Annotated in this window: 20 protein-coding genes, 2 tRNA genes and 3 pseudogenes; 9 read left to right on the top strand and 16 right to left on the bottom strand. The window is 66.4% G+C overall.

The window, feature by feature from the left end; all coding sequences use genetic code 11:
• Positions 1 to 46: 46 nt before the first annotated feature.
• The 6 genes from urtB (at position 47) to BGI51_RS10030 (ending at position 5,810) form a co-directional block, all read left to right on the top strand.
• A complete protein-coding gene (gene urtB, locus BGI51_RS10055) occupies positions 47 to 1,615 on the top strand; it encodes an urea ABC transporter permease subunit UrtB (RefSeq protein WP_187981014.1) in 1,569 nt (522 codons plus the stop codon).
• Positions 1,612 to 2,691, top strand: a complete 1,080-nt coding sequence (urtC, locus tag BGI51_RS10050; RefSeq protein WP_187981013.1) for an urea ABC transporter permease subunit UrtC — start codon at positions 1,612 to 1,614, stop codon at positions 2,689 to 2,691. The genes urtB and urtC overlap by 4 nt, the downstream gene beginning before the upstream one ends.
• Positions 2,688 to 3,533 carry an urea ABC transporter ATP-binding protein UrtD gene (gene urtD / locus BGI51_RS10045; protein ID WP_187981012.1) on the top strand — a complete coding sequence of 282 codons (846 nt, stop codon included), beginning with the start codon at positions 2,688 to 2,690 and terminating at the stop codon, positions 3,531 to 3,533. Before urtC ends, urtD begins: the two co-directional genes overlap by 4 nt.
• 129 nt (positions 3,534 to 3,662) lie before the next feature.
• The gene (gene urtE, locus BGI51_RS10040; RefSeq protein ID WP_187981302.1) at positions 3,663 to 4,361 is read left to right on the top strand and encodes an urea ABC transporter ATP-binding subunit UrtE; all 699 of its coding nucleotides are present in this window, start codon (positions 3,663 to 3,665) and stop codon (positions 4,359 to 4,361) included.
• Between the two features lie 146 nt (positions 4,362 to 4,507).
• Entirely contained in the window at positions 4,508 to 4,951 is a 444-nt protein-coding gene (aroQ, locus tag BGI51_RS10035) for a type II 3-dehydroquinate dehydratase (RefSeq protein WP_133862306.1), read from the top strand.
• A 4-nt stretch (positions 4,952 to 4,955) separates the two neighbouring features.
• Complete coding sequence (locus tag BGI51_RS10030; protein WP_187981011.1) at positions 4,956 to 5,810, top strand: shikimate dehydrogenase; 855 nt, start codon at positions 4,956 to 4,958, stop codon at positions 5,808 to 5,810.
• 99 nt (positions 5,811 to 5,909) lie between these two features.
• Here the strand turns inward: BGI51_RS10030 and BGI51_RS10025 are convergent, their stop codons facing one another.
• Together BGI51_RS10025 and BGI51_RS10020 are read right to left on the bottom strand one after the other, a co-directional pair.
• Complete coding sequence (locus BGI51_RS10025; RefSeq protein ID WP_187981010.1) at positions 5,910 to 6,365, bottom strand: REP-associated tyrosine transposase; 456 nt, start codon at positions 6,363 to 6,365, stop codon at positions 5,910 to 5,912.
• Between the two features lie 134 nt (positions 6,366 to 6,499).
• Positions 6,500 to 8,767, bottom strand: a complete 2,268-nt coding sequence (locus BGI51_RS10020) for a YgiQ family radical SAM protein (protein WP_187981009.1) — start codon at positions 8,765 to 8,767, stop codon at positions 6,500 to 6,502.
• A 355-nt stretch (positions 8,768 to 9,122) separates the two neighbouring features.
• Between BGI51_RS10020 and BGI51_RS10015 the strand changes: the two genes are divergently transcribed.
• Entirely contained in the window at positions 9,123 to 10,499 is a 1,377-nt protein-coding gene (locus BGI51_RS10015) for an amino acid permease (RefSeq protein WP_187981008.1), read from the top strand.
• Positions 10,500 to 10,607: 108 nt separating this feature from the next.
• Here BGI51_RS10015 and BGI51_RS10010 read toward each other — a convergent pair whose 3' ends face one another.
• The 10 genes and pseudogenes from BGI51_RS10010 to rnr form a co-directional block, all read right to left on the bottom strand.
• Entirely contained in the window at positions 10,608 to 12,089 is a 1,482-nt protein-coding gene (locus tag BGI51_RS10010) for a glucosyltransferase domain-containing protein (protein ID WP_187981007.1), read from the bottom strand.
• An 81-nt stretch (positions 12,090 to 12,170) separates the two neighbouring features.
• Positions 12,171 to 13,187: a D-alanine--D-alanine ligase gene (locus BGI51_RS10005; protein ID WP_187981006.1), complete on the bottom strand. Its 1,017-nt coding sequence runs from the start codon at positions 13,185 to 13,187 to the stop codon at positions 12,171 to 12,173.
• Positions 13,187 to 14,580, bottom strand: a pseudogene (dnaB, locus tag BGI51_RS10000) (replicative DNA helicase). The gene BGI51_RS10005 and the pseudogene dnaB overlap by 1 nt, the downstream one beginning before the upstream one ends.
• A gap of 150 nt (positions 14,581 to 14,730) precedes the next feature.
• A complete protein-coding gene (gene rplI, locus BGI51_RS09995; protein ID WP_158896715.1) occupies positions 14,731 to 15,177 on the bottom strand; it encodes a 50S ribosomal protein L9 in 447 nt (148 codons plus the stop codon).
• 20 nt (positions 15,178 to 15,197) lie between these two features.
• Complete coding sequence (locus tag BGI51_RS09990) at positions 15,198 to 16,088, bottom strand: hypothetical protein (RefSeq protein WP_187981005.1); 891 nt, start codon at positions 16,086 to 16,088, stop codon at positions 15,198 to 15,200.
• Positions 16,089 to 16,123: 35 nt separating this feature from the next.
• Positions 16,124 to 16,354 (bottom strand): 30S ribosomal protein S18, encoded by a 231-nt coding sequence (gene rpsR, locus BGI51_RS09985; RefSeq protein WP_059316384.1) that lies wholly within the window; start codon positions 16,352 to 16,354, stop codon positions 16,124 to 16,126.
• A 26-nt stretch (positions 16,355 to 16,380) separates the two neighbouring features.
• On the bottom strand, positions 16,381 to 16,797 hold the full coding sequence (rpsF, locus tag BGI51_RS09980; RefSeq protein ID WP_007161146.1) for a 30S ribosomal protein S6: 417 nt from the start codon (positions 16,795 to 16,797) through the stop codon (positions 16,381 to 16,383).
• A gap of 182 nt (positions 16,798 to 16,979) precedes the next feature.
• Complete coding sequence (locus BGI51_RS09975; RefSeq protein WP_007161147.1) at positions 16,980 to 17,354, bottom strand: response regulator; 375 nt, start codon at positions 17,352 to 17,354, stop codon at positions 16,980 to 16,982.
• 130 nt (positions 17,355 to 17,484) lie between these two features.
• Positions 17,485 to 18,237, bottom strand: a complete 753-nt coding sequence (rlmB, locus tag BGI51_RS09970; RefSeq protein ID WP_187981004.1) for a 23S rRNA (guanosine(2251)-2'-O)-methyltransferase RlmB — start codon at positions 18,235 to 18,237, stop codon at positions 17,485 to 17,487.
• Positions 18,234 to 21,449, bottom strand: a complete 3,216-nt coding sequence (gene rnr / locus BGI51_RS09965; RefSeq protein WP_187981003.1) for a ribonuclease R — start codon at positions 21,447 to 21,449, stop codon at positions 18,234 to 18,236. The genes rlmB and rnr overlap by 4 nt, the downstream gene beginning before the upstream one ends.
• Positions 21,450 to 21,659: 210 nt before the next feature.
• On the opposite strand from rnr, the gene BGI51_RS09960 reads away from it, so the two are divergent.
• Both BGI51_RS09960 and BGI51_RS09955 read left to right on the top strand, forming a co-directional pair.
• Positions 21,660 to 21,746 (top strand) — tRNA-Leu (locus BGI51_RS09960).
• Positions 21,747 to 21,858: 112 nt separating this feature from the next.
• Positions 21,859 to 21,945, top strand: a tRNA-Leu gene (locus BGI51_RS09955).
• 88 nt (positions 21,946 to 22,033) lie between these two features.
• Here the strand turns inward: BGI51_RS09955 and BGI51_RS24035 are convergent.
• The 4 genes and pseudogenes from BGI51_RS24035 to BGI51_RS09940 form a co-directional block, all read right to left on the bottom strand.
• A pseudogene (locus BGI51_RS24035) lies at positions 22,034 to 22,549 on the bottom strand (methyl-accepting chemotaxis protein); the annotation flags it as partial.
• Between the two features lie 342 nt (positions 22,550 to 22,891).
• A pseudogene (locus BGI51_RS24030) lies at positions 22,892 to 23,062 on the bottom strand (HAMP domain-containing protein); the annotation flags it as partial.
• A 1,105-nt stretch (positions 23,063 to 24,167) separates the two neighbouring features.
• Positions 24,168 to 25,463 (bottom strand): adenylosuccinate synthase, encoded by a 1,296-nt coding sequence (locus tag BGI51_RS09945; RefSeq protein WP_187981001.1) that lies wholly within the window; start codon positions 25,461 to 25,463, stop codon positions 24,168 to 24,170.
• 78 nt (positions 25,464 to 25,541) lie between these two features.
• Positions 25,542 to 26,729, bottom strand: coding sequence for an ATP phosphoribosyltransferase regulatory subunit (locus BGI51_RS09940; RefSeq protein WP_187981000.1), 1,188 nt, complete (start codon positions 26,727 to 26,729; stop codon positions 25,542 to 25,544).
• Positions 26,730 to 26,921 lie beyond the last annotated feature (192 nt).

The raw sequence follows: 26,921 nt of genomic DNA, 5'->3' as shown, positions 1-26,921 counted from the left end.
CCGGGAGACGTCGCGCAGGAGCCTTTACCCATCGACGAGGCCGAGCATGTCCCTACGCCTTTTTCTTCTGCCCCTGCTGTTGCTGCTCGTGGGCACCGCCCAGGCCGGTCCCGCCGCCGAACTGGCCGCCGCCAGCGCCAACGACCAGGCCAAACTGCTGCAGGACTGGGCCGCCACGCCTGATCCCGCCCAACTCCCGGTGCTCCAGGCACTGCAGGACGGCCGCTTCTATGTCGACGAAGACAGGCGCCCCTTCTACAAGACCGGCGATCGCTACAGCGCCGCCGAAGGTGAGGCCACGGCGCCGACCGGCACGCCCAAGCAGATCCGCCTGAACAACCGCCTGCGCATCCTCATCGGCGCTGCCCAGGCCAGCGGCGGGCTGCTGTCCACGGATGCCGGCGTACGCCTGGCCGCCGCCCAGGCCCTGCGCCAGGAGGCCAAGCCCGAGCAGCGTGCCTTCCTGGAAAAACGTCTGCAGAGCGAAGCCGACAAGGAAGTGCAAGGCGCCCTCGCCGCCGCCCTGGCCAACCTGCAGCTGACCGATCCCGATCCCGCCGTGCGCCTGGCCGCGGTACGCCTGCTCGGCGAATCCGGCGAGCCCCAGGCCAAGACCCGCCTGCAGGCCCTGCTCGATCCCGCGGTGGAAGCCAACGAAGACGTCCGCAAGGCCGCCGCTACCGGCCTCGCCCAGGTGGATCGCAAGCTGCTGCTGGGCGATCTGCTCGGCCAGGCCTTCACCGGGCTGTCGCTGGGCTCCATCCTGTTGCTCGCCGCCCTGGGCCTGGCCATCACCTATGGCCTGCTCGGCGTCATCAACATGGCCCATGGCGAGATGCTGATGCTCGGCGCCTACAGCACCTACATGGTGCAGCTGACCCTGCAACGCCTGGCCCCCGAGTGGCTGGCCTGGTATCCGCTGCTGGCACTGCCGGTCGCCTTCGCCGTCACTGCCGCCATCGGCATGACGCTGGAGCGCACCGTGATCCGCCATCTTTATGGCCGACCGCTGGAAACCCTGCTGGCCACCTGGGGCATCAGCCTGATGCTGATCCAGGCGGTGCGGGTGCTGTTCGGCGCCCAGAACGTCGAGGTGGCCAACCCGGCCTGGCTGTCCGGCGGCATCCAGGTGCTGCCCAACCTGCTCCTGCCGTGGAACCGGGTGATCATCCTCGGCTTCGTGGTCTTCGTGCTGGTCCTGACCTGGGCCCTGCTGAACAAGACCCGGCTGGGTCTCAACGTGCGCGCCGTGACCCAGAATCGCAACATGGCCGCCTGCTGCGGCGTCCCCACCGGGCGCATCGACATGCTCGCCTTCGGCCTTGGCTCCGGCATTGCCGGCCTCGGTGGCGTGGCCCTGTCACAGATCGGCAACGTCGGCCCGGACCTCGGCCAGAGCTACATCATCGACTCATTCCTGGTGGTGGTGCTCGGCGGCGTCGGCCAACTGGCCGGCAGCGTGCTGGCGGCCTTCGGCCTGGGCATCGTCAACAAGATTCTCGAACCCCAGATCGGCGCCGTGCTGGGCAAGATCCTCATCCTCGGCCTGATCATCCTGTTCATCCAGAAGCGGCCCCAGGGCCTGTTCGCCCTCAAGGGGAGGGTCATCGATTGAACCAGCCACTCGCGCTTACCGCTGTGCAGAAGGCCGGTCCGCGCCTGAGCCTGGCCGTGCTCGGCCTGGCCCTCGCCGTGCTGATCGCCCTGCCGCTGCTGTCCCTGCTGCCGGCCGACAATGCCTTCCAGGTCTCGGCCTACACCCTGACCCTGGTGGGCAAGATCCTCTGCTACGCCATCGTCGCCCTGGCCCTGGACCTGGTCTGGGGCTATGCCGGGATGCTCTCCCTCGGCCACGGGCTGTTCTTCGCCCTCGGCGGCTACGCCATGGGCATGTACCTCATGCGCCAGGCCGCCGGCGACGGGCTGCCCCCCTTCATGAGCTTTCTCTCCTGGACCCGCTATCCCTGGTTCTGGGCCGGCACCGACCATTTCCTCTGGGCGCTGTGCCTGGCGGTGCTGGCCCCCGGCCTGCTGGCGCTGGCGTTCGGCTTCTTCGCCTTCCGCTCGAAGATCAAGGGCGTCTACTTCTCGATCATGACCCAGGCGCTGACCTTTGCCGGCATGCTGCTGTTCTTTCGCAACGAGACCGGCTTCGGCGGCAACAACGGCTTCACCGGCTTCACCACCCTGCTGGGCTTTCCGGTGGCCGCCCAGGGCACCCGCGCGGTGCTCTTCCTGCTCACCGTGGCCCTGCTGACCGCCAGCCTCTGGCTGGGCTGGCGCCTGGCGCAGAGCAAGTTCGGCCGCATCCTCACGGCGATCCGCGACGCCGAGAACCGGGTGACCTTCTGTGGCTACGATCCGCGCGGCTTCAAGCTGTTCGTCTGGGTGCTCTCAGCGGTGCTCTGCGGCCTGGCCGGCGCCCTCTATGTGCCCCAGGTGGGCATCATCAACCCCAGCGAGATGGCCCCGACCAACTCCATCGAAGCGGCCATCTGGGTCGCCCTCGGCGGACGCGGCAGCCTGATCGGCCCGGTGCTCGGCGCCGGCATCGTCAACGGCGCCAAGAGCTGGTTCACCGTAGCCTTTCCCGAATACTGGCTGTTCTTTCTCGGCGCCCTGTTCATCGTCGTCACCCTCTATCTGCCGCGTGGCGTGATCGGCCTCATCAAGAAGGAGCGCGACGCATGAAAGCCGCCCCCATACCTCCCACCGCCGCGGAAGTGCTTGATCCCGGCATCGGCGCCGAGGCCAGCGGTCTCGGCCATCGCGCCGGCAGGGGCCTGGACACCCGCCACGGCACCATCCTCAGCCTGGAAGGCATTGAGGTCAGCTTCGATGGCTTCAAGGCCCTGCGCGACCTCAATCTCTACATCGGCGTCGGTGAATTGCGCTGCATCATCGGCCCCAATGGCGCCGGCAAGACCACCATGATGGACGTCATCACCGGCAAGACCCGCCCCGACCGCGGCAGCGCCTGGTTCGGCGAGACCCTCGACCTGACCCGCCTGCAACCGGTGCAGATCGCCCAGGCCGGCATCGGCCGCAAATTCCAGAAGCCCACGGTGTTCGAGGCCCTGACCGTCTGGGAGAACCTGGAGCTGGCGCAACGGACCGACAAGTCGGTCTGGGCCAGTCTGCGCGCGCGGCTTTCCGGCGAGCAGCGCGACCGTCTGGAAGAGGTGCTCACCACCATCCGCCTGCAGGAGTCGCGCGGGCGCCCCGCCGGGCTGCTGTCCCACGGCCAGAAGCAATTCCTCGAGATCGGCATGCTGCTGGTGCAGGAGCCGCAACTGCTGCTGCTCGACGAACCCGTCGCCGGCATGACCGACGCCGAGACCGAATTCACCGCCGAGCTGTTCAAGTCGCTGGTGCCCCGGCACTCGCTGATGGTGGTGGAGCACGACATGGGCTTCGTCGGCAGCATCGCCGACCACGTCACCGTGCTGCACCAGGGTCACGTCCTCGCCGAAGGCTCGCTGGACCAGGTCCAGGCCAACGACCAGGTGATCGAGGTGTATCTGGGGCGCTAGCGCCCTGGTTTGAATATGAATCGCGGCCATGGCGGTTCGCCGCCACGACCGCTTCTACGGAGATATCCACGCCTGTAGGAGCGGCCCATGGCCGCGATGCCCCAAACATCGAGCCCCACCGAGGCCCCCATGCTCCAGGTCAACGAACTCCATCAGTACTACGGCGGCAGCCACATCCTGCGTGGCCTGTCCTTCGAGGCCCCCATCGGCGAGGTCACCAGCCTGCTCGGCCGCAACGGCGTCGGCAAGACCACCCTGCTGCGTTGCCTCATGGGCCTGATCCCGGCCAAGCGCGGCAGCGTCACCTGGGAAGGCCAGGACATCACCGCCCGCAAGCCGCATCAGCGGGTGCAGTCCGGCATCGCCTACGTGCCCCAGGGCCGCGAGATCTTTCCGCGCCTCACCGTCGAGGAAAATCTGCTCATGGGCCTGTCGCGCTTTCCCGCCCGGGAAGCCCGCGAGGTGCCCGAATCCATCTACGAACTCTTCCCCGTGCTCCGGCAGATGCGCCAGCGTCGCGGCGGCGACCTCTCCGGCGGCCAGCAGCAGCAGCTGGCCATCGGCCGCGCCCTGGCCAGCCGCCCGCGGCTGCTGATCCTCGACGAACCCACCGAGGGCATCCAGCCCTCGGTGATCAAGGAGATCGGCACCGTCATCGCCCACCTGGCCAAGCGCGGCGACATGGCCATCCTGCTGGTGGAGCAGTTCTACGACTTTGCCAGCGAACTGGCCGACGGCTACCTGGTGATGTCCCGTGGCGAGATCGTCCAGCGCGGTCGCGGGGTCGACATGGAGGCCGAGGGGGTACGCGGACTGGTGGCGATCTGAGTCACCAGGGCCGATAATCGAACGCTTCCGCAGCCTGCCCTGCCACCCGCCCGACCGACTCGATTGACGGAATTAACCGGCTGGTACATTTTCTCTCCAGTGCCGGGCAGCGCCTGCCCGGCAAGACAACAAGAGAGAAGGCTGTCATGTCCTCCCGCCGCATCCTGGTCCTCAACGGACCCAACCTCAATCTGCTCGGCACCCGCGAGCCCGCCACCTACGGCCACGAGACCCTGGCCGACGTCGCCCGGCTGTGTACCGAGAGCGCCGCCGCCGGGGGTTACGAGGTGGACTTCCGCCAGACCAACCACGAGGGCGAATTGCTCGACTGGATTCACGCGGCCCGCGGCGCCTATGCCGGGGTGGTGATCAATCCCGCCGCCTGGACCCACACCTCGGTGGCCTTGCGCGACGCCCTGGTGGCCAGCGAGCTGCCGGTCTACGAGGTGCACCTGTCCAACGTGCATCGCCGCGAAGCCTTCCGTCATCATTCCTATGTCTCGGGCATCGCCGTCGGCGTCATCTGCGGCCTCGGCAGCCAGGGATATCGCGCCGCCATCGCCGCCCTCATCGCCCACCAGGGAAACTGACTCCATGACCGCACCCAAATCCGTCCTCGCCGGCCTCATCGGCGCCGGCATCCAGGCCTCGCTGACGCCCGCCATGCACGAACGCGAAGGCGACGCCCAGGGTCTCAGATACCTCTATCGGCTGATCGACCTGGATGCCCTCGGCCTCGCTGCCGACGCCCTGCCCGAGCTGCTGCAGGCCGCCCAGCGCACCGGCTTCACCGGCCTCAACATCACCTTTCCCTGCAAGCAGGCGATCATCCCGCTGCTCGACGATCTCTCGCCCGAGGCGCGCGGCATCGGCGCGGTGAATACCGTGGTGCTGGCCGACGGCCGCACCGTGGGTCACAACACCGACTGCCTGGGCTTCGCCGAAGGCTTTCGCCGCGGCCTGCCGGACGTGGCCAAGCGCCTGGTGGTGCAGCTGGGCGCCGGCGGCGCCGGCAGCGCCGTGGCCCACGCCCTGCTCGCCGAGGGCGTCGACCATCTGTTCATCTTCGACGTCGAGGCCGAGCGCGCCCAGGCGCTGGTGGACAACCTGACCCGCCACTTCGGCCCCGGGCGCGCCGCGGTCGGCACCGACCGGGCCGCCGCAGTCGCCGCCGCCGACGGCCTGGTCAACACCTCGCCGGTGGGCATGGTCAAGCTGCCCGGCATGCCACTGCCGGCCGAACTGCTGCACCCCGGCCTCTGGGTCGCCGAAATCATCTACTTCCCGCTGGAAACCGAACTGCTGCGCCAGGCCCGCGCCCTCGGCTGCCGCACCCTGGATGGCGGCACTATGGCCGTGTTCCAGGCGGTCAAGGCCTTCGAACTCTTCAGCGGCCGCAGCGCCGACGCCGACCGCATGCAGGCCCATTTCGCCGAATTGCGCGGCTGATATCGCGGCCATGGCGGTCCGCCGATGCGGCCGCTCCTATAGGCTCCGATATGCCCCGTAGGAGCGGCCCATGGCCGCGATCAGCTTTCCTGGCACGATCTACAACCACACCGCATCCCAAAACGGATAATCACCCGCCCGCTTCACCAGCCCCGCCCGCACCGGATTGGCAACGATGTACCGGGCCACCGCCTGGACATCTTCTTCGGCTCTTAGAGCGTGGTCATGATAGGCCGGCGCCCACACAGCCCCTTTGGTATTGCGGATCGCATTGACCCGACGTGCACTGGCCGACTTTAGGCGCAGGACCAACTCGTCCAGGCTGAAACGCTCACCCAACGAAACCAGCCAATGGACGTGATCCGGCATCAACACCCACGCAAGCAGCCTGGCGTCATCAAGCAAACAAGGATCGTTAAAGGTCCGGGCCACCGTGCATGCCACGGGGAAATCGGCGAACAGCGCCTGGCGCTGGCTGGTAGTCGTGGTCAGGAGATACAGCTGGCCGGGCAAAGAAACACGACCCTTGCGCAACGCCGCATGACGTGATGACATCGCTCGTCCTTGAGAGATGAAAACGACCAGTTAAACATTTGTAGCGGCTTGATCGCGGCCATGGGCCGCTCCTACAGAAGCATCGCACCCCGTAGGAGCGACCGCTTCGGCGGACTGCCCTGGCCGCGATAGCCTCAGCGCGGCATGTTCGGCTGGCGCCGCGATTTCTTGCGCGGACCGCCCTTGGCGTAGCCGGCGGCCTGGCCTTCCTGGCCCTTGTCCCAGGCCTTGCTGCCATCGCTGGCGCGGGGCGGCAGGCCGGTGTGCTGGGTGAGGATGCGCCCACCGCCGGTACCGGCCTTCTTGCTGCCCACCGGGGTGGAATTCTTGCGCCGCGCGCTCTGGTAGCCGGCGTCGCCCACCGGCTGGGTGGCCGGGATCAACTGGTGCTTGCCCGGCCCGATCAGGTCGGCGCGCCCCATCTCCTTGAGCGCCTCGCGCAGCATCGGCCAGCCCCTGGGATCGTGGTAGCGCAGGAAGGCCTTGTGCAGGCGGCGCTGCTGGTCGCTCTTGACGATGGTCACGCCGTCGCTCTTGTAGGTGACCTTGCGCAGCGGATTCTTGCCCGAATGGTACATGGCCGTGGCGGTGGCCATCGGCGAGGGATAGAAGGCCTGGACCTGATCCGCGCGGAAGCCGTTGCGCTTGAGCCACAGCGCGAGGTTCATCATGTCCTCGTCGGTGGTGCCCGGGTGCGCCGCGATGAAGTAGGGGATCAGGTACTGCTCCTTGCCCGCCTCCTTGGTGTACTTCTCGAACATCTGCTTGAAGCGGTCATAGCTGCCGATGCCGGGCTTCATCATCTTGTCCAGCGGACCGCGCTCGGTGTGCTCGGGCGCGATCTTCAGGTAGCCGCCGACATGGTGGGTGACCAGTTCCTTGACGTATTCGGGCGACTCCACGGCCAGGTCGTATCTCAGCCCCGAGGCGATCAGGATCTTCTTCACCCCCGGTAGCGCCCGCGCCTTGCGGTACAGCTCGATCAGCGAGGAGTGATCGGTATTGAGGTTCTCGCAGATACCGGGGAACACGCACGACGGCTTGCGGCAGTGACGCTCGATCTCCGGATCCTTGCAGGCTATGCGGTACATGTTGGCGGTCGGCCCGCCAAGGTCCGAGACCACGCCGGTGAAGCCCGGCACCTTGTCGCGCATCTCCTCGATCTCGCGAATGATCGAGTCGTGGGAGCGATTCTGGATGATCCGGCCTTCGTGCTCGGTGATGGAGCAGAAGGTGCAGCCACCAAAGCAGCCGCGCATGATGTTGACCGAGAAACGGATCATCTCGTAGGCCGGGATCTTTTCCTTGCCATAGGCCGGGTGCGGCACGCGCGCATAGGGCATGCCGAACACATAGTCCATTTCCTCGGTGGTCATGGGGATGGGCGGCGGCGTGAACCAGACGTCCACCTCGCCATGCCGCTGCACCAGCGCGCGGGCGTTGCCCGGATTGGTTTCCAGGTGCAGCACGCGGTTGGCGTGGGCATAGAGCACCGGGTCGTTGCGCACCTTCTCGAAGGACGGCAGGCGGATCACCGTCTTGTCGCGGGTCATGCGCGGGCTTTCCAGCAGCTGCACCACCTTGGCTTCGTTGGGGTCCTCCACCTCACCCTTCGCCTGCTCGATGGCGCAGGCCTCGGTGTCCTGCGTATTCACGTAGGGATTGATGATCTTGTCGACGCGGCCGGGTCGATCGATGCGGGTCGAGTCGACCTCGAACCAGCCCGCGGGCGTATCACGCCGGATGAAGGCGGTACCGCGCACATCGGTGATGGCCTCGACGCGCTCGCCACGCGACAGCCGCTGGGCGATCTCGACCACCGCCCGCTCGGCGTTGCCATAGAGCAGGATGTCGGCGGTCGCGTCCATCAGGATCGAGCGCCGGACCTTGTCCTGCCAGTAGTCGTAGTGGGCGATCCGGCGCAGCGAGGCCTCGATGCCACCGAGCACGATCGGCACGTGGCTGTAGGCTTCCTTGCAGCGCTGGCTGTAGACCAGGCTGGCGCGATCCGGACGCTTGCCGGCGACGTTGCCCGGGGTATAGGCATCGTCGGAACGGACCTTCTTGTCCGCGGTGTAGCGGTTGATCATCGAGTCCATGTTGCCCGCGGCCACACCGAAGAACAGATTCGGCTCGCCGAGCTTCATGAAGTCGTCCTTCGAATGCCAGTCCGGCTGGGCGATGATGCCCACGCGGAAGCCCTGGGCCTCCAGCAACCGGCCAATGATGGCCATGCCAAAGGACGGGTGATCGACGTAGGCGTCCCCGGTGACGATGATGATGTCGCAGCTGTCCCAGCCGAGTTGCTCCATCTCCGCCCGACTCATGGGCAGGAAGGGTGCAGGACCAAAGCACTCGGCCCAGTATTTCGGATAGTCGAACAGCGGCGTGGCGGCTTGCATGGCAGCTTCCGGGATAGGGGTGTTTTCAGGAGGGCGCGAAGAATAGCACAAAAAATGACCAGTTCAGCCCCGGACATCGATTGCCTTTGGCTATCGACGGTGGCTCTGGACTCGCCCTCCCCCCAACCCTCTCCCCGGGGGAGAGGGGGCAAAAGCACCTCAGGCACCTGTTCGTTCCGCTCTCCAGGGGAAGAGGGCCGGCAGGGAGACTCACCGGAGACCCCTGCCCCGCTACGCTCTTCCCCCTCTCCCTCCGGGAGAGGCCGGGGTGAGGGCAACGCCCCGGACCAGGCCCCTGGCGACAGGAGTGCTACCATAGCCGCCCGCTCCCCTCCCCACCGAGACACCCCCGTCCATGTCCCAGCCCCAACCCGCCGCCGGCCAGTTGCAGCGCGGCCTGAAGAATCGTCATATCCAGCTGATCGCCCTCGGCGGAGCCATCGGTACCGGTCTGTTCCTCGGCTCGGCCGGGGTGCTCAAGTCGGCGGGTCCGGCGATGATCCTCGGCTATGCCATCGCCGGCTTCATCGCTTTCCTGATCATGCGCCAGCTCGGCGAGATGATCGTCGAGGAGCCCGTGGCCGGCTCCTTCAGCCACTTCGCCAGTCGCTACTGGGGCCGTTTCCCGGGCTTTCTCTCCGGCTGGAACTACTGGGTGCTCTATGTGCTGGTGGGCATGTCGGAGCTCACTGCGGTGGGCAAGTACGTGCAGTACTGGTGGCCCGAGGTGCCGACCTGGGCCAGCGCCCTGGTGTTCTTCGTGCTGGTCAACGCCATCAACCTGTTCAACGTGAAGGCCTTTGGCGAGACCGAGTTCTGGTTCGCGCTGATCAAGGTGGTGGCCATCCTCGGCATGATGGCCTTCGGGCTCTGGCTGCTGGTCAGCGGCAGCGGTGGCCCCGAGGCCTCGGTGAGCAATCTCTGGAACCATGGCGGCTTCCTGCCCAACGGCTGGAGCGGCCTGTTCGCGGTGCTGGCGATCATCATGTTTTCCTTTGGCGGCCTGGAGCTGGTAGGCATCACCGCCGCCGAAGCCGACCAGCCGCGCACCGTGATCCCCAAGGCCATCAACCAGGTGGTCTGGCGCATCCTGATCTTCTATGTCGGCGCCCTGACCATCCTGCTGTCGCTGCATCCCTGGGACGAACTGGTGCGCAGCATCGGCGCCGGCGGCGACGACTACGCCGGCAGTCCCTTCGTGCAGACCTTCGCCCTGCTCGGCAGCGACACCGCCGCCCATCTGCTAAACTTCGTGGTGCTGACCGCGGCGCTGTCGGTCTACAACAGCGGCGTCTACTGCACCAGCCGCATGCTCTACGGCCTGGCCGAACAGGGCGATGCCCCGCGCGCCCTGCTGCGCACCAATCGCCAGGGCGTGCCCCTGCTGGGCATCGCCGTGTCCTCGGCGGTGACCCTGCTCTGCGTGGTGGTCAACTACCTGCTGCCGCAGAATGCCCTGGAGCTGCTGATGTCGCTGGTGGTGGCCTCGCTGGTGATCGCCTGGGCGCTGATCAGCCTGACCCACCTGAAATTCCGCGCTGCCCAGCGCCAGGCCGGGCGCACCTCGCACTTCCCGGCGTTCTGGTCGCCCTTCGTCAACTGGCTGTGCCTGGCCTTCGTCGGCATGATCCTGGTGCTGATGCTGCGCATCCCCGGCATCGCCGTCTCGGTCTACGCCATCCCGGTCTGGCTGGCCTTCCTGTTCCTCTGCTACAAGCTGCGCCGGGACTGATCGCCTTCGCCCCCGCAGGTTGGGCTGAGCAGAGCGAAGCCCAATACCTGCATCAGGCACCGCTCGTTGGGCTTCGACGAGGGAACCGTCTCAGCCCAACCTACCCCGCTACTCGAACGGCACCCAGGGTCGCTGCGGCTTCATGATGATGCAGCCGTCCTCACCCAGCGCCCAGATGTCGTAGAAGCGGTTGTCCACCAGCCGCGTGGCGGCGCCCGGCACGGCCACCCGCTGGCTGCAGCTGTCGCTGTCGGCATCGTCGATCACCCCCAGGTCCAGCAGCCGCTCGGCGATCATGAAGTTGCCCGGCGACAGGCCGAGGATGAAGGGTAGCACCGGCACCTGCTCGAAGGTCTTCTGCGCCAGCGGCAGCCAGGCCACCTCCAGCGGACCGCCGGTCCAGAGCAGGCGCTTGAGCGGCCGCAGCTCCGGACGACTGCTGAGGTCGTGGTGCAGCTCCTGGACGAAACCGCGCTCGAAGGTCTTCTGCGCCGACAGCACCTGGCCATAGACATAGGCCAGCGACAGCATCCACAGCACCGGCAGCACCAGCAGCCAGGTCAGCCGTGGCTGGAATCGCTCCAGCAGATCATGGGCCAGCAGCAGCGCCAGGGTCAGGACGACCGCCAGTCCCATCAGGGTGCGGGCTTCGAGGATGAAATCGCTGAACAGCAGGGTGATGCCGGCCACGCAAAAGGCCAGCACCGGCAAGGTCGCAGCGTACAGCAGCAGGGGCAGCAGCGCCCGTCGGCCATAGGCGCGGGCATAGGTCAGGGCCCCCAGGCCGTAACCGATCGCGGCCAGCCCGCCAAACAGCCACCACAGCCAGAGATTGCCCGGGGTGACCAGCAAGCCGACGCTGTGCAGCACCTCGCCCAGCCGGTGCCAGAGCTCGGGTAGCACCTGGCCGCCCACGCCGGCGTGCCGCGTGGTCGCCATCAGCTGGTAGGCCGTCAGGCAATAGAGCACGCCACCCAGCAGCAGCTGCAGGCCCTGGCGCAGCACCAGCCGCAGCGCCTGCTTGGGCGCCTCGCGGCGCTGCACCGCGCGGACCAGCTCCAGGCAGCAGAGGCCGACGAAGACATTGAACGCCACCTGGTAGAAGGCGATGGCCGCCGCCAGCAGCGCCGCCGGTACCAGCAGCGCCAGCGTGGTATGGCGACTGCGATAGATCACCGCATAGATCACCGCCACCAGGCTCAGGGCCATAGTCGGGCCGTCGTACTGGTAGGTCAGGTTGCCCAGCCAGAACGGCGAGAACCATAGCGGCAGCAGGGCCAGGCACTGGGTCGGCCGCGGCGCGCCGAAACAGTGGCGGGCCAGGTCGGTCAGGGCCCAGGCGGCTGCGGCGCAGGCGATCAGCAGTGGCAGGGGGAAGAGATTGAGGGTGCTGCCGCTGAAGGTCAGCAGCCGGTAGAAGACCTCGGTAAGCAACCGCCCCTGCTGCCGCCACTCCGGACCGTTCTCCAGCTGGATGCGCCAGTTGTCATCGACATAGGGGAAGTCGACCAGGATGAAGGGCAGCACGAACAGCAGCAGCGCGGAAAAGAACAGCGCCCGGGTCTGCAGCGGGGTGAGCGTCTGGGGCATGGCGGCGGATCCGAATCCGGCTTCGACGGGAGACGCAGCCGCCGCCACCCGAAGCGATAGCGGCGCCGGCTGCGTGGGGGGTCAGTCCTGCAGGGCCAGCTGGCAGATCCGCTCGCAGAGTTCGTCGAAGTCGATGCCCATGGCCGCCGCCGATTGCGGCAGCAGGCTGGTGGCGGTCATCCCCGGCAGGGTGTTGACCTCCAGGCACCAGAGCCGCCCCTCGGCGTCCAGGCGGAAGTCGGCACGGCTGTAGCCGTCGAGCTTGAGCGCCCGATGCGCGGCCAGGGCCAGGCGGCGCGCTTCCTCGGCGATCTCGGGCGAGACCTCGGCCGGAAACACCTCCACCGCGCCCTTGGGCTGGTATTTGCTGGTGTAGTCGAACACCCCGCTCTGGCCGAGCACGATCTCGCCCACCGCCAGCGGCTGGTCGCCCAGCACGCCCACGGTCAGCTCGCGCCCGGCGACGAAGCGCTCGATCATCACCTCGCGGTCATAGCGCAGCGCCAGCTCGATGGCCGGTTGCAGGTCTTCGGCGCGGCTGACCTTGCTCAGGCCCACGGTGGAGCCCTGCTGGCTGGGTTTGACGATCACCGGAAAACCCAGGGTCGCGGCCACGGTCGCGGCATCTGCCGGCGCCATCAGCCAGTCGGCGGTGGGTACGCCAGCGGCGCGGAACAGCCGTTTGCTGAGGTCCTTGTCCATGGCCACGGCGCTGCCCACCCGGCCACTGCCGGTGTAGCGCAGTTCGGCCAGGTCGAGCAGGGTCTGCAGGGTGCCGTTCTCGCCGGTGCCGCCGTGCAGGGCGAGGAACAGCAGATCCTGGTCGCCCAGCTGGGCGCGGCTGAGCAGCGCGCCGGCGTCCTGGCCGCGCATCCGCACCAGGGCGGTCCGCTCCGGCGGCTCGAGGCCGACCCGGGCTTCCAGCAGCGCGCGCTCGGCATCCTCGTCGAGCAGGCCCAGGGCGGTATCCACGGTCACCACCTGGTGCCCGCGCCGGCGCAGGGCCGCCACCACCTGGGCACCGCTGGCGATGGACACGTCGCGTTCTTCGCTGGTGCCGCCGAGCAGGACCGCGATCTTCAGCTTGTCCTTGACCATCATTCGTCCTCGAAAACGTAGCTGCCGGGCGCGAGATTCTCGAACCGGGTGTATTTGCCGATGAAGGCCAGCCGCGTGGTGCCGATCGGGCCGTTACGCTGCTTGCCGATGATGATTTCCGCCACGCCCTTGTATTCGGTCTCCGGGTGGTACACCTCGTCCCGGTAGACGAACATGATGACGTCGGCGTCCTGCTCGATGGCCCCGATTCCCGCAGGTCGGAGTTCACCGGGCGTTTGTTCGGCCGCTGTTCCAGCGAGCGGTTGAGCTGGGAGAGCGCCACCACCGGGCAGTTGAATTCCTTGGCCAGGCCCTTGAGCGAGCGCGAGATCTCGGAGATCTCGGCGGTCCGGTTCTCGCCGCTGCTGCCGCCGATCTGCATCAGCTGCAGGTAGTCCACCATGATCAGCGCCAGGTCGCCGTGCTCGCGCACCAGGCGCCGGGTGCGGGCGCGCATTTCCGAAGGACTGATGCCGGCGGTATCGTCGATGAACAGCTTGCGGTCGTTGAGCAGGTTGACCGCAGAGGTCAGCCGCGGCCAGTCGTCGTCGTCGAGCTTGCCGGAACGCACCTTGGTCTGGTCGATGCGACCGAGGGACGAGAGCATCCGCAGCACGATGGAGTCGGCGGGCATCTCCAGGGAAAACACCAGGACCGCCTTGTCGGTGCGCAGCACCGCGTTCTCCACCAGGTTCATGGCGAAGGTGGTCTTGCCCATGGACGGACGACCGGCAACGATGATCAGGTCCGCCGGCTGCAGGCCGCTGGTCTTTTCGTCCAGATCGGCAAAACCGGTGGAGACCCCGGTGATGGCTTCGCTGGAGTTGAACAGGGTGTCGATACGGTCGATGGCCTTGGTCAGGATGTCGTTGACCCCGACCGGACCACCGGATTTCGGGCGGGCCTCGGCGATCTCGAAGATCTTGCGCTCGGCTTCGTCGAGCAGCTCGTTGGCCCCGCGGCCTTCCGGGTTGTAGGCACTGTCGGCGATGGCGGCGCTGATGCCGATCAACTGCCGCAGGGTGGCCCGCTCGCGCACGATCTGCGCATAGGCCTTGATATTGGCCACCGAGGGGGTGTTCCTGGCCAGCTCGGCCAAATAGGCCAGGCCGCCCACCTGGGGCAGCTGGCCTTCGTTGTCCAGCTGCTCGGACAGGGTCACCACGTCGAACGGCTGGTTGCGCTCGGCCAGACGGGCCACGGCGCGGAAGATAAGTCTGTGGTCGTGGCGATAGAAGTCGCCATCGGACACCTGATCGAGCACGCGCTCCCAGGCATTGTTGTCCAGCATCAGACCACCCAGCACGGCCTGTTCGGCCTCGATGGAGTGCGGCGGGACCTTGAGGGCAGCGGTCTGCAGATCGTACTGCTCGGGCAGGGAAATCTCGTTCATGCGCAGGTCTTGGGCCCCCATTGCGGGCGGCGAAATGATTTTTTGGACGGCAGAAAAGACAAAGGGCACGTCACTGCCTTGGCAATGACGTGCCCGATTGTCGACAGACCGGCGCCGGGGCGCAAGTCCGCCAGTCAGGCGACGGCGCGCTTATTCAGCGACGACGACGATCTTGACGGTAGCTTCGACGTCGGTGTGCAGGTGCACTTCGACATCGTATTCGCCAACGCTGCGCAGCGCGCCGTTGGGCAGGCGAACTTCGCTCTTGTCCAGCTCGACGCCAGCGGCGCTGACGGCTTCGGCGATGTCGCGGGTGCCGATGGAACCGAACAGCTTGCCTTCGTCGCCGGAGTTGGCAGCGATGGTTACGGTCAGGTCAGCCAGCTTGGCGGCACGGGCGTCAGCCTCAGACTTCTTCTCGGCAGCCTGCTTCTCGAGCTCGGCGCGACGAGCTTCGAAAGCCTCGACGTTGGCAGCGGTGGCTGCGGTAGCCTTGCCCTGCGGCAGCAGGAAGTTACGGGCGTAGCCGCCCTTGACGTTCACTTTGTCGCCCAGGTTGCCCAGGTTGGCGATCTTTTCCAGCAGGATGACATCCATTGAGTCTTTCCTCTTAACTTTTAACCTTCACCGTCCGCGGGCCCCTGCGGCTCTTGCGCAGACCGCCCACGGAAATCGAACACGCTATCGATCACAGCCAGAATCACCAACAACGGATAGATCAGCTGCCCGAACAGCAGCAGCGTCACGTACAGCCCCACCAGCCAGAATCCTGCCAGGCGCTTGGCCGCCACCAGCCCGTGCAGCAGGGCGATGCCGGCAAAGGCCAGCGGCACGCTGCACAGCGGGGTCAGCAGGCCAAGCCCGCTGCCCAGGTTCGGCGCCAGCACCAGCAGGGCCAAGAGGCCGAGCGCGATGGCCGGACGCATACGCAGGACGCGAAACTCGCGACCGAACCCCTGGGGGTTGTACAGCGCCGCCTGCCAGTAGCGCCCGAGCATCAGGCACAGCAGGCAGGTGATCTGGAAGAACGCCGCCATCAGGCCGGTCAGCACGGGCAGCAGCAACTGCTGCAACTGCGCCTGCTTTTCCGGCGGCAACTGCGCCGCGCTCGGGCCCAACACCTGGGGCAGCAGCCGGCGGATTTCCTCCGCCAGTTGCGCGATGCCCTCGGCATAGACCTGCCCCAGCACCAGGGCGAAAACCAACCCCAGCGGGACACTGGCCAACAACACCCGTGTCCAGGACAGGCTCTGGCGCAAAATGGCCGCCAGCAGCGTCGAACCCAGCAACACCAGCACGATGCTGGCATCCCCCAGATACAGCCAGAACAGCGCCGGCAGCAGGGCCCAGACCAGCACCCCGGCCGCCGCGGCAGGTCCCCGGCGCAACAGCACCAGGCTGCCACCGGCAGCGGTCATCCAGTACAGCAGCGGCACGACTGCACCCAGCACCACCACGAGGGTGGCTTGAGTACGGCCGCGCATGATGAACTCAGCCAGAGGCCGCATGCCGTGTTTATCCGTTATTCGTGATCAGGCGTCGATCAACGACCGTGGCTGTCGGTGTAGGGCAGCAGGGCCAGGTAACGGGCACGCTTGATGGCGGCGCCCAGCTGACGCTGGTACTTGGCCTTGGTGCCAGTGATACGGCTCGGGACGATCTTGCCGGTTTCGGAGACGTAGGCCTTCAGGGTGTTGAGATCCTTGTAGTCGATCTCTTTCACGCCTTCGGCGGTGAAACGGCAGAACTTACGACGACGGAAGAAACGTGCCATGACAATGATTCCTCGCTAGATCCAGATTACTCGGCGCTGTCGGCGTCGTCGGAGTTGCCTTCGGCGGACTCGGACTCGGACTCGGCAGGACGCTCGCGACGCTCGCGACGCTCGTTGCGGTTTTCTTCGGCCTTGAGCATCTCGGATTGACCGGTGACGGCCTCGTCACGGCGCAGGATCATGTTGCGGATCACGGCGTCGTTGTAGCGGAAGTTGTCTTCCAGCTCGGCCAGGGCCTTGGCGCTGCACTCGATGTTCATGAGTACATAGTGAGCCTTGTGAACGTTGTCGATGGCGTAAGCCAGCTGACGACGGCCCCAGTCTTCCAGGCGATGGACTTTGCCACCGTCTTCTTCGATAGCCTTGGTGTAGCGCTCGACCATGCCGCCCACCTGTTCGCTCTGGTCCGGATGAACCAGGAACACGACTTCGTAATGACGCATTTAATGCTCCTTACGGGTTGCAGCCTGCCGCGGAAACGCGGTCAGACAAGGAGTGAATAGTTCGGATGACTTGCCCTGTGGAATGCGGACGCACTCCGGGCAAGGGGCAACATTCTAGAGAAGGGCGCCGGAGGGCGCAACCGCAGGCATGTCCGGCGCGACCGCCGGACAACCTCAGGCACTCAGCGTTGCACGTCGGCCAGGGCCTGGCGGATCTTGTTCAGGTCATAGGGCTTGATCAGCACCCCGACCCGCGCTTCCATGCCCGGCTCGCGCTCGAAGGCATAACCCGAGGCGACGACGATGCGCAGCGTCGGATCCATCGCCAGGGCGCGCCGGGTCAATTCGATGCCGGACATGCCGCCCAGCCCGATATCGGTGAACAGCACATCGTGTTCGCGCTGCGGCAGCAACTCCAGGGCAGCCTCTGCCGAGGCGACCGCCGTGACCTGATGGTCCAGCTCCTCGATGACTTCGGTGGTCAGCATGCGCAGCGTGGCATCGTCTTCGACGAGCAGCACTCGCAAGCCTACCGGCTCTTGGATCTCCTGACTCACGCGGGCATCCTCTTGTTGACAGGCCTCGCCCCGGGCTTTTCCGGGGCGAGGCCGGTATTCTGCGCACTGCGACGCGATTCGTATAGTGCGATACGTGCTGCGTCGGTACCCAGACGTTTCCTGGCGTGGACTACCGGGGCGCAGAGGCGCGTCTTTGACGCACGGCCTCGAACAGGCAGACCCCGGTCGCCACCGAGACGTTGAGACTGCTGACGCTGCCAGCCATGGGCAGCCGAGCCAGATGATCGCAATGCTCGCGGGTCAGACGGCGCATGCCCTTGCCCTCGGCACCCATGACCACCACGGTCGGCCCGCTCATGTCGACATCGTAGATCTCCTGGGTCGCCTCACCGGCGGTCCCGACGATCCACAGGCCACGCTTCTGCAGCTTTTCCAGGGTCCGCGCCAGGTTGGTGACAGCCACTAGCGGCAGCACCTCGGCAGCACCACAGGCCACCTTGCGCACCACCGCGGTCAGGGTAGCCGACTTGTCCTTGGGCACGATGACCGCCAGGGCCCCGGCGGCATCGGCGCTGCGCAGGCAGGCACCGAGGTTGTGCGGATCGGTCACGCCATCGAGCACCAGCAGCAGCGGCGGCCCTTCGGCCCGGTCGAGCAACTCCTCGAGCATGGCTTCGCCCCAGACCTGGCTCGGACTGACCTGGGCCACCACGCCCTGGTGCACACCCTCGGCCAGCTCATCAAGCAAGGCCCGCGGCTTGTTTTCCACCGCCAGACGCTGACCGGCGGCCAGCTCCAGCAGGGCCTCGACCCGCGGCTCACGCCGCCCTTCGGCGATCCACAGCTGCTTCACCCGCCGCGGATGGAAGCGCAACAGCGCTTCCACGGCGTGGATACCGTAGACGGTTTCCAGCTGGCTCATGCGTCATCCTTGGGGCGCGACTGACCCTTGCGATGAGGTTTCTTCGCCTTGGTCTTGGTCTTGCCTTTGGCTGCAGCCTTGGTCTGGCCTTCGGCCTTGGACTTGCCTGCCGATTTCTTCTTGGCACTTGCAGCCTTGGCCTTCTTGACCTTGGCATCCACCGCCGCAGCCCCTTCGGCAGCCGCCCCTTTATCCTGACGTGCTGGCGCGGTACGGCTCTTGGCCGTGTCGCTGGCCTTGCCCTTGTCGCTATTACCTTTGGCCTTGGCCTTGGCCTTGCCTTGGTTTTTGGGCTTGCCGCCCTCGACCTTGGCTTCGGCCAGCAGCGCCTGCTTCACCGCACGACTACGTCTGACGTCGGTATTACCAAGCAACGGGTCGTCCTGCTTCGGCGCTTCTGGCGAAGTCGCCTCAACCGAGGCTGGCATAGACGCCCCGGCGTCCTGCTTTCGCCCCGCAGCGGCCGCGCGCCGACGAGCGCTGCGCGAGCGCCGCGGTTCGGACTCCGACTCTGGCGAAACGCTTGCAGGTGTTGCCTCGACCGCCGCGGCGACACCCTGCTCCTGCGCCGGCGCACCACGACGACGACCGTTACGCGAAGAATTGGGTTGCTGCTCAGACTTCGCCGAAACGGGCTCGACCGCAGCCTCGGCAACCGGGACGACGTTCGATTCCTGCGCCGGCGCACCGCGACGACGGCCGTTACGCGAAGGGTCGGGCTGCTGCTCAGGCTTCGCCGAAACGGTCTCGACCGCAGCCTCGGCAACCGGGACAACGCTCGATTCCTGCGCCGGCGCACCGCGACGACGGCCGTTACGCGAGCGGCGAGACCCTCGCTCTGGCGCCGGGGAGACGGGCTCGCCCGAGGCTTCGACAGCCGGAGCAGCGCTTGGCTCCTGTGCTGGCGCTGGCGCACCGCGGCGACGGCTGTCGCGCTTGTTGCGCGGCTCGCGCTCTTCACGCACCCGTGGCGCCCCGGCACTAGCCGGCAGTACGAAGTCGATCTTGCGCTCGTCCAGATCGACCCGAGCCACCACCACCTCGAGGGGATCGCCCAGGCGATAGCTGCGACCGCTGCGCTCACCGGAGAGGCGATGGTGGACGCTGTCGAAGTGGTAGTAGTCGTCGGGCAGCGCGGTGACATGCACCAGACCCTCGACGAACACCTCGGACAATTCGACGAACAGGCCGAAGCCGGTCACTGCGGTGATGACGCCGGCAAAGGTTTCGCCGACGCGATCCTTCATGAACTCGCACTTGAGCCAGTTGGAGACGTCCCGCGTGGCTTCGTCGGCGCGGCGCTCGGTCATGGAGCACTGCTCGCCGAGCTGATCCAGGCGCAACTCGTCATAGGGATAGATGCGCGCCTTGGCCATGCTCGTCGCGCCTGCGCGCTTGACGTGCTTGGTCTCCAGCTTGGAGCGGATGACGCTGCGGATCGCCCGATGCACCAGCAGATCCGGATAGCGCCGGATCGGCGAGGTGAAATGGGTATAGGCCTCGTAGTTGAGACCGAAGTGACCGTTGTTGTCCGGGCTGTAGACCGCCTGGCTCAGCGACCTGAGCATCACCGTCTGGATCAGCCGGAAGTCCGGCCGCTCGCGGATCTGCTGCAGCAGCGCCTGGTAGTCCGACGGCACCGGGTTGGCCTTGCCCTTGGTCAGCGACAGCCCCATCTCACCGAGGAACTGCCGCAGATTGGTCTGCTTTTCCAGGGGTGGCGCATCGTGTACCCGGTACAGGGCCGGCACCTTGTGCTTCTCGAGGAACTTGGCGGTGGCCACGTTGGCGCACAGCATGCATTCCTCGATCAGCTTGTGGGCATCGTTGCGCTGGGTCGGGCGGATCTCGGAGATCTTGCGATCGGCGCCAAAGACGATGCGGGTGTCCTGGGTGTCGAAATCGATGGCCCCGCGGACATGCCGGGCAGCCAGCAGCACCCTGTACAGACTGTAGAGCTGCTCCAGGTGCGGCACCACCTCGCCGAGTTGCTTGCGCAACTGCTTGCCTTCGGCCGACTTGGGCTGCTCCAGCACCGTGGAGACCTTGTTGTAGGTCAGGCGCGCGTGGGAATGGATGACCGCTTCGTAGAACTGGTAGCCGGTCATGCGCCCGGAGGCGGCGATGGTCATCTCGCAGACCATGGCCAGGCGATCCACCTGGGGATTGAGCGAGCAGAGCCCGTTGGACAGGGCCTCGGGCAGCATGGGGATCACGCGCTCGGGGAAATACACCGAGTTGCCGCGCTTTTCCGCCTCGGCGTCCAGCGCCGAACCGACCTTGACGTAGTGGGAGACGTCGGCGATGGCGACGTAGAGCCGCCAGCCACCGGACTTCTTGGCCTCGGCATAGACGGCATCGTCGAAGTCGCGGGCGTCTTCGCCATCGATGGTCACGAAGGGCAACTGGCGCAGGTCGATGCGCTTCTGCTTGTCCTTCTCTTCCACCTCGGGCTTGAGCTTGGCGGCTTCCTTCTCGACGGCCTTGGGCCACTCGTTGGGGATGTCGTAGCTGCGCAGCGCCACCTCGATCTCCATGCCCGGCGCCATGTAGTCGCCGAGAATCTCGACCACTTCGCCCTGGGCCTGGCGGAAGGTGGTGGGCCACTCGTCGATGCGCACCTGCACGAACTGGCCGTGGGCGGCGCCGCCGTGCTTGCCTTCGGGCACCAGCACCTGCTGGCCGATCTTGGGATTGTCCGGCACCACGTAGGCCAGGCCGCTCTCCTGGAAGAAACGACCGACCAGGGATTCATGTGCCCGGGTGACCACCTCGACCAGGCCGCCTTCGCGACGACCGCGCCGATCGTGGCCGGCGACCCGCGCTAGGGCGATGTCACCGTCGAACACCAGGCGCATCTGCGCCGGGCTGAGGAAGAGGTCGTCGCTGCCGTCGTCGGGGATCAGGAAGCCGAAGCCATCGCGATGGCCGGCAATGCGTCCGCGCACCAGATCCAGCTTGTCGATGGGCGCATAGGCGCCGCGGCGGGTATAGATCACCTGACCATCGCGCTCCATGGCGCGCATGCGCCGCCGCAGGGCTTCGAGCTGGTCCTCGGTGACGAGACCGAATTCCTCGGCCAACTGGGGCCGTGTGGCCGGGGCGCCGCGATCGGCGAGATGAGCCAGAATGAGTTCGCGACTCGGAATGGGGTTATCGTACTTTTCCGCTTCCCGGGCGGCCTCGGGATCGAGGGATTGCCAATCGGCCATCAGTCTGGGGTTACCTTCTAAGTCTGGGTTCGGTAGGAACTGCCATAACGCCTATTGAAACGTGAAAACCGCGCAATAGTTAGCCTGGCATGCTCAATAAAAATATTTTTCACAGCAGGGGTTTACAAGCAAACGCCCCCTAAGTAAAGTGCCGCCCCACGACGCCGTGAGCAATCGCGACGTCGGAGATGAGCAATCATCGCCTTGAGTGCCCAGGTGGCGGAATTGGTAGACGCACTAGGTTCAGGTCCTAGCGGTGGCAACACCGTGGAAGTTCGAGTCTTCTCCTGGGCACCACTCATTATAGTCGATCGATTTGCAGATCGGTCGACGAAAAGCCGGCGCTAGCCGGTTTTTTAATCCTGAAACCCGCAAGGGTGACGGGAAGCGATCAGAAGTCGCGCTGCAGGCCCAGGTGGCGGAATTGGTAGACGCACTAGGTTCAGGTCCTAGCGGTGGCAACACCGTGGAAGTTCGAGTCTTCTCCTGGGCACCAATACCAAGCGGACGATCCCAGATCGGACGCAACAGAAAAACCGGCTTCGGCCGGTTTTTTCTTGCCCGCGAAAAGGCGCGGGTCTCCCCTACGCCTTGAACTGTCCCAGACTGCCGCGCAGCTGAGCGGCCAGTTCCGCCAGGGTGCGACTGCTGTCCGCAGTGGCCGCCACCGACTCGGCTGCACGCAGCGCCTCACCATGGATGACCTCGACTCGCTGACGCACCGCCGCGGCACCCGCCGCCTGGCGCTGGGCGGCCTGGGCAGCCGTGCTCATGCTGGCATGCACCTGATCCACTGCGCGGTGGACATCCTGCTGGATGCGCTTGCTGTCGCGCAGCACGGCCAACCCGCTGCTGGCCTGCTGCCGCGCCTCGCCTATGGCGGCGACCGCCTCGCGCGCCCCTTCCTGCAGTCCGGCGATGTGCGTCCGGATGCTGCCGGTGGATTCCTGGGTCTTGCTGGCCAGCGCCCGCACCTCGTCGGCGACCACCGCGAAGCCACGCCCGCTCTCGCCGGCCCTGGCCGCCTCAATGGCCGCATTGAGCGCCAGCAAATTGGTCTGCTCGGCGATCCCGCGGATCACGTCCAGCACCACCTCGATCTGCTCGCTTTGCGCGGCCAGCCGCTCGATCACCTGGGCACCCGACTCGACCTGGGTCACCAGCCCCTCGATACCCTCGGCCACCTCGGTGGCGATCCGGGCATTGCTCTGGGCAGAGCTGCGGATGGCTTCCACCTGCTGCAACGCGCCCTGCATGGCCAGACTTTCGCCCTCGGCCTCCGCGGCGATGCCGGACAAGGCCTCCAGGCTGCGGGCCACCTCTTCGCGCTGACGCAGCGCTGCCGCTTCGGCGGTGGCGCTGCTGCCGGCCAAGCCGCGGATTTCTTCGCCGGTGCGTGCGGCGACGCCATGGGCCTCGCCCACCAGCGGCTGCAGCTTGGCCAGGAAGCGATCGACCGCCCCACCCAACGCCTGGATCTCATCGCCCTGCCCCAGCTGCAGGCGGCGGGTCAGATCCCCCTCCCCGGCCGCCAGATCGTCCAGCGCCCGCTGCAGCACGCCGATCCGGCGCAGCACCCGTCGACCCAGCACCAGCGCCACGGCCACGACCATCACCATGCCAACAGCGATCAGCCCCAGGGCGATCTGCCAGCGCAGCGCCCCTGCCAGGGTAGCAACCGTCTCACCGGCATTGCGACTCATGGCCAGGGCGGCCTGGCGGGTGCCTTCCAGACGCGTCGCCAGGGTCGCGGCACTGCCCTTGGCGGCTGCCGTCACGCTACTGGAGACCAGACCACCGGCGTCGTCGACCAGGGTCTTGAAACTCTGGTCCAGGGCCGCACCAGTACGCTCGATGACCTGAGTGGAAAAGCCCACCACCACCTTGCCGATTTCCACGCCGTTGGGACTGATGGAGGCATCCACGCGATAGACCGAGGGATCCCGGGTCGCCGCATCCAGCACCTTGGCCAGGGCACCCTCGCCCTGCCCCATGGCGAGCAGGCGCGCCACGCGCTCATCCTGACGATTGAGATAACGGGTCAGATTCTGGCCCTGGGCATCCTGGAAGACGACGAACAGCACCTCGGGATTGCCCTGCGCCCGGCGCGCCAGATCGGACAGCGCCGGTACATCGGCATCCCACATCGCCTTGGGCGCCACACCCGCCAGCAACTCGGCCAGATTCTGCGCATTGCTCTTGAGGGTAGCGGTCAGGGTTTCACCCACCTGCTGCCGCTCGCGCGCCAGGCGTTGCGCAAGCCCCTCGGCCAGCCGCGTGCGGGTCTGCCCGGCCAGCTCGGCAAGACTGCCATCCACCTCGCCACCGGCCTGGCGCAGGGTATCGGCGAGCTGCTCGGATTCACCGGACAGGCGTGCGGCCAGACCGGACTGCAGGCCCTTCACCGCATCCTGGGTCAGCCAGAGCGCCAGACCCACCTGGAGAACGACGGCGAGCAACAGGCTGATGAATACCGGCAGCAACAGGCGGCTGCGCAGCAGCGACAAGAGAAACGACATTGGGGGTCTCCAGCGGCGAGGGACATTTACAGGCTGTCGGCCAACTCGAGAAGAGCTGGAGCCTCAGCGATAAATAGTCATAGCAATATGCTGGCCATTTCGGACCAGCGGCCGTCCGCGACCTACCAGCGCCTCTCGCACTCCGAAAACAGAAAAGCCCCGCGGGGCGGGGCTTTTCAGGCTGCATCCTTTTAACGCATCAGGCGAAAGGATGGCGCAGCACGATGGTTTCCTTGCGATCCGGACCGGTCGAGACGATGTCGATCGGCGCCTCGACCAGCTCGGCGATACGGCGGATGTAGGCCTGGGCATTGGCCGGCAGCGCCTCGAGGCTCTGGGCACCCACGGTGGATTCGCTCCAGCCGGGCATGTCCTCGTACACCGGCTGCAGACCGGTGTAGCTGTCAGCGTCGGTGGGCGCCTCGGTCAGCAGGTTGCCGGCGGCATCCTTGTAACCGGTGCAGATGCGCACGGTTTCCAGACCGTCGAGCACGTCCAGCTTGGTCAGGCACAGGCCGGAGATGCTGTTGATCTCGATGGAGCGACGCAGGATGACGGCGTCGAACCAACCGCAACGGCGCGGACGACCGGTTACGGAGCCGAATTCATGGCCCTGCTTGGCCAGGTAGGCACCGGTCTCGTCGAACAGCTCGGTCGGGAAGGGACCGGAGCCGACGCGGGTGGTGTAGGCCTTGGTGATGCCGAGGATGTAGTCCAGGTACAGCGGACCCACGCCGGAACCGGTCGCCACGCCACCGGCGGTGGTGTTGGAACTGGTGACGAAGGGATAGGTGCCGTGGTCGATGTCCAGCAGGGTGCCCTGGGCACCTTCGAACATCAGGTTCTCACCGGCCTTGCGCAGCTCGTGCAGACGGCTGACGACGTCCATGACCAGCGGCTGCATGACCTTGGCGTGCTCCATCGCCTCGTCGTAGGTCTTCTGGAAGTCCACCGGCGGCTCGTTGAAGTAGTTCTGCAGGACGAAATTGTGGTAGTCCAGCACTTCCTTGAGCTTGACCGCGAAACGCTCCGGGTGGAACAGATCGCCGACACGCAGACCGCGACGGGCGATCTTGTCTTCGTAGGCCGGGCCGATGCCGCGACCGGTGGTACCGATCTTGGCTTCGCCACGGGCCTTCTCACGCGCCTGATCCAGGGCCACGTGATAGGGCAGGATCAGCGAGCAGGCCGAGCTGATGCGCAGGCGCTCGCGCACCGGCACGCCGCGCGCTTCCAGCTCGCCGACTTCCTTGAACAGGGCTTCCGGCGACAGCACCACGCCATTGCCGATCAGGCACTGGGTGTCCGCGCGCAGGATGCCCGAGGGAATCAGCCGCAGGATGGTCTTCTGGCCATCGATGACCAGCGTGTGGCCGGCATTGTGACCGCCCTGATAACGCACCACCGCAGCGGCCTGGTCGGTCAGCAGATCCACGATCTTGCCCTTGCCCTCATCACCCCACTGGGTGCCCAGGACGACGACGTTCTTACCCATAACCTTATCCCCTGTCAGGAAGATTTCTGTCGGCCAGGCCGACGATGCTCACGTTCACCCGGATGCCAGATCCGGTGCTTAGGAATTCAAGGGCACCACGACCCAGGCCCCCTGCTGCTCGACCAGGCGGCGATCGCAACCCGAGCTGTGCAGCTGGTCCGCGTCGTCATGACCGGTGGCCTGGACCACCCGCTCGCCCGCGGCGCGCAATTCGCGCACCGCCTGCCAGAGCACCGGCGCATGGCCAGCCGGCGCCCAGATGCCGCGACGTGGTTCGTCGAGCACGGCGGTGCCCAGCTCGACGAGGGTCTTCAGATCGGTGGAAAAACCGGTGGCGGGACGCGAGCGCCCGAAGTCGGCACCGATGTTGTCATAGCGACCACCCTGGGCGATGGACTGCCCGGTGCCCGGCACGAAGGCGGCGAAGACCACCCCGGTGTGGTAGTGATAACCGCGCAGCTCGCCCAGATCGAAATACAGCGGCACGCCCGGGAAACGACCCCTGAGCGATTCGGCCAGAGCGATCAGCTCGTCCAGCGACTGCAGGACGCCTGCGGGCGCACCCGCCAGCCGCTGCCGGGCCTGGTCGAGCACTGCGGCATCGCCGCTGAGCTCGACCAGGGCACGCAGCCAGCCGCGCTCGGCGGCGGGCAACTCGGCGGTCAGCTCGCCGATCTCGTCCACCGCCTTGCGCTGCAGGGCATCGAACAGCTGCTGCTCGCTGGCGCCGGAGATGCCGGCCGCCTGGCACAGCCCGCGATAGATTCCCACGTGCCCCAGATCCATGTGGATATCGGGCACCTGGGCCTGCTCGAGCACATCGAGCATCAGGCTGATGACTTCCAGATCCCCTTCGCTGCCGGGCACGCCATAGAGCTCGGCGCCGACCTGGATCGGGCTGCGCGAGGTAGACAGGGCACGGGGACGGGTATGCAGCACGCTGCCGGCATAGCACAGTCGGCTTGGGCCGCTCTGCTTGAGGCTATGGGCTTCCATGCGCGCCACCTGGGGCGTGATGTCGGAGCGGAAGCCCATGAGGCGACCGGAACTGGGATCGGTCACCTTGAAGGTGCGCAGCTCCAGCTCCTTGGCCGCGCCGGTGAGCAGCGATTCCAGGAATTCCAGGTGCGGGGTGATGACGAACTCGTAGCCCCAGCAATGGAACAGTTCCAGCACCCGGCGCCGAGCGCCTTCGATGCGCGCCGCGTCGGGCGGCAGGATTTCCTCGATACCGTCAGGCAGCAGCCAGCGGTCTACCGTAGCCATTAGGCCTCTTCTCCATGTCATGGATCGGCACGCGGCTGCCGAGGTCGGCGCAGTGGATTCCTGGAGAATCCTGCCGCCGGATCAAGCCGCTCTGCCGTGGATTGCTACCCGGATCAGCCAGGGCGTCGCCCTTCCACGGGTTTCGTACGGACGCAAAAAAGCCGGGGATGGCCCCGGCTGATTCATGATAAC

It is taken from the genome of Pseudomonas oryzihabitans (genome assembly GCF_014522265.1).
GTDB lineage: Bacteria > Pseudomonadota > Gammaproteobacteria > Pseudomonadales > Pseudomonadaceae > Chryseomonas > Chryseomonas aestiva.
The sequence above is the reverse complement of the archived record's forward strand: the minus strand, read 5'-3'. Positions and strand labels throughout refer to the sequence as shown.

Excerpts from the sequence above, each read along its gene's own strand:
- urtE (WP_187981302.1), top strand. The coding sequence starts at position 3,663 with ATGCTCCAGGTCAACGAACTCCATCAGTACTACGGCGGCAGCCACATC.
- urtD (WP_187981012.1), top strand. The coding sequence starts at position 2,688 with ATGAAAGCCGCCCCCATACCTCCCACCGCCGCGGAAGTGCTTGATCCC.
- rplI (WP_158896715.1), bottom strand. The coding sequence starts at position 15,177 with ATGGATGTCATCCTGCTGGAAAAGATCGCCAACCTGGGCAACCTGGGC.
- BGI51_RS09990 (WP_187981005.1), bottom strand. The coding sequence starts at position 16,088 with ATGCGGCCTCTGGCTGAGTTCATCATGCGCGGCCGTACTCAAGCCACC.
- urtB (WP_187981014.1), top strand. The coding sequence starts at position 47 with ATGTCCCTACGCCTTTTTCTTCTGCCCCTGCTGTTGCTGCTCGTGGGC.
- BGI51_RS10020 (WP_187981009.1), bottom strand. The coding sequence starts at position 8,767 with ATGCAAGCCGCCACGCCGCTGTTCGACTATCCGAAATACTGGGCCGAG.
- BGI51_RS10015 (WP_187981008.1), top strand. The coding sequence starts at position 9,123 with ATGTCCCAGCCCCAACCCGCCGCCGGCCAGTTGCAGCGCGGCCTGAAG.
- BGI51_RS10010 (WP_187981007.1), bottom strand. The coding sequence starts at position 12,089 with ATGCCCCAGACGCTCACCCCGCTGCAGACCCGGGCGCTGTTCTTTTCC.
- BGI51_RS09940 (WP_187981000.1), bottom strand. The coding sequence starts at position 26,729 with ATGGCTACGGTAGACCGCTGGCTGCTGCCTGACGGTATCGAGGAAATC.
- rlmB (WP_187981004.1), bottom strand. The coding sequence starts at position 18,237 with ATGAGCCAGCTGGAAACCGTCTACGGTATCCACGCCGTGGAAGCGCTG.
- rpsF (WP_007161146.1), bottom strand. The coding sequence starts at position 16,797 with ATGCGTCATTACGAAGTCGTGTTCCTGGTTCATCCGGACCAGAGCGAA.
- aroQ (WP_133862306.1), top strand. The coding sequence starts at position 4,508 with ATGTCCTCCCGCCGCATCCTGGTCCTCAACGGACCCAACCTCAATCTG.
- BGI51_RS10005 (WP_187981006.1), bottom strand. The coding sequence starts at position 13,187 with ATGGTCAAGGACAAGCTGAAGATCGCGGTCCTGCTCGGCGGCACCAGC.
- rpsR (WP_059316384.1), bottom strand. The coding sequence starts at position 16,354 with ATGGCACGTTTCTTCCGTCGTCGTAAGTTCTGCCGTTTCACCGCCGAA.
- BGI51_RS09945 (WP_187981001.1), bottom strand. The coding sequence starts at position 25,463 with ATGGGTAAGAACGTCGTCGTCCTGGGCACCCAGTGGGGTGATGAGGGC.
- BGI51_RS10030 (WP_187981011.1), top strand. The coding sequence starts at position 4,956 with ATGACCGCACCCAAATCCGTCCTCGCCGGCCTCATCGGCGCCGGCATC.
- rnr (WP_187981003.1), bottom strand. The coding sequence starts at position 21,449 with ATGGCCGATTGGCAATCCCTCGATCCCGAGGCCGCCCGGGAAGCGGAA.
- BGI51_RS10025 (WP_187981010.1), bottom strand. The coding sequence starts at position 6,365 with ATGTCATCACGTCATGCGGCGTTGCGCAAGGGTCGTGTTTCTTTGCCC.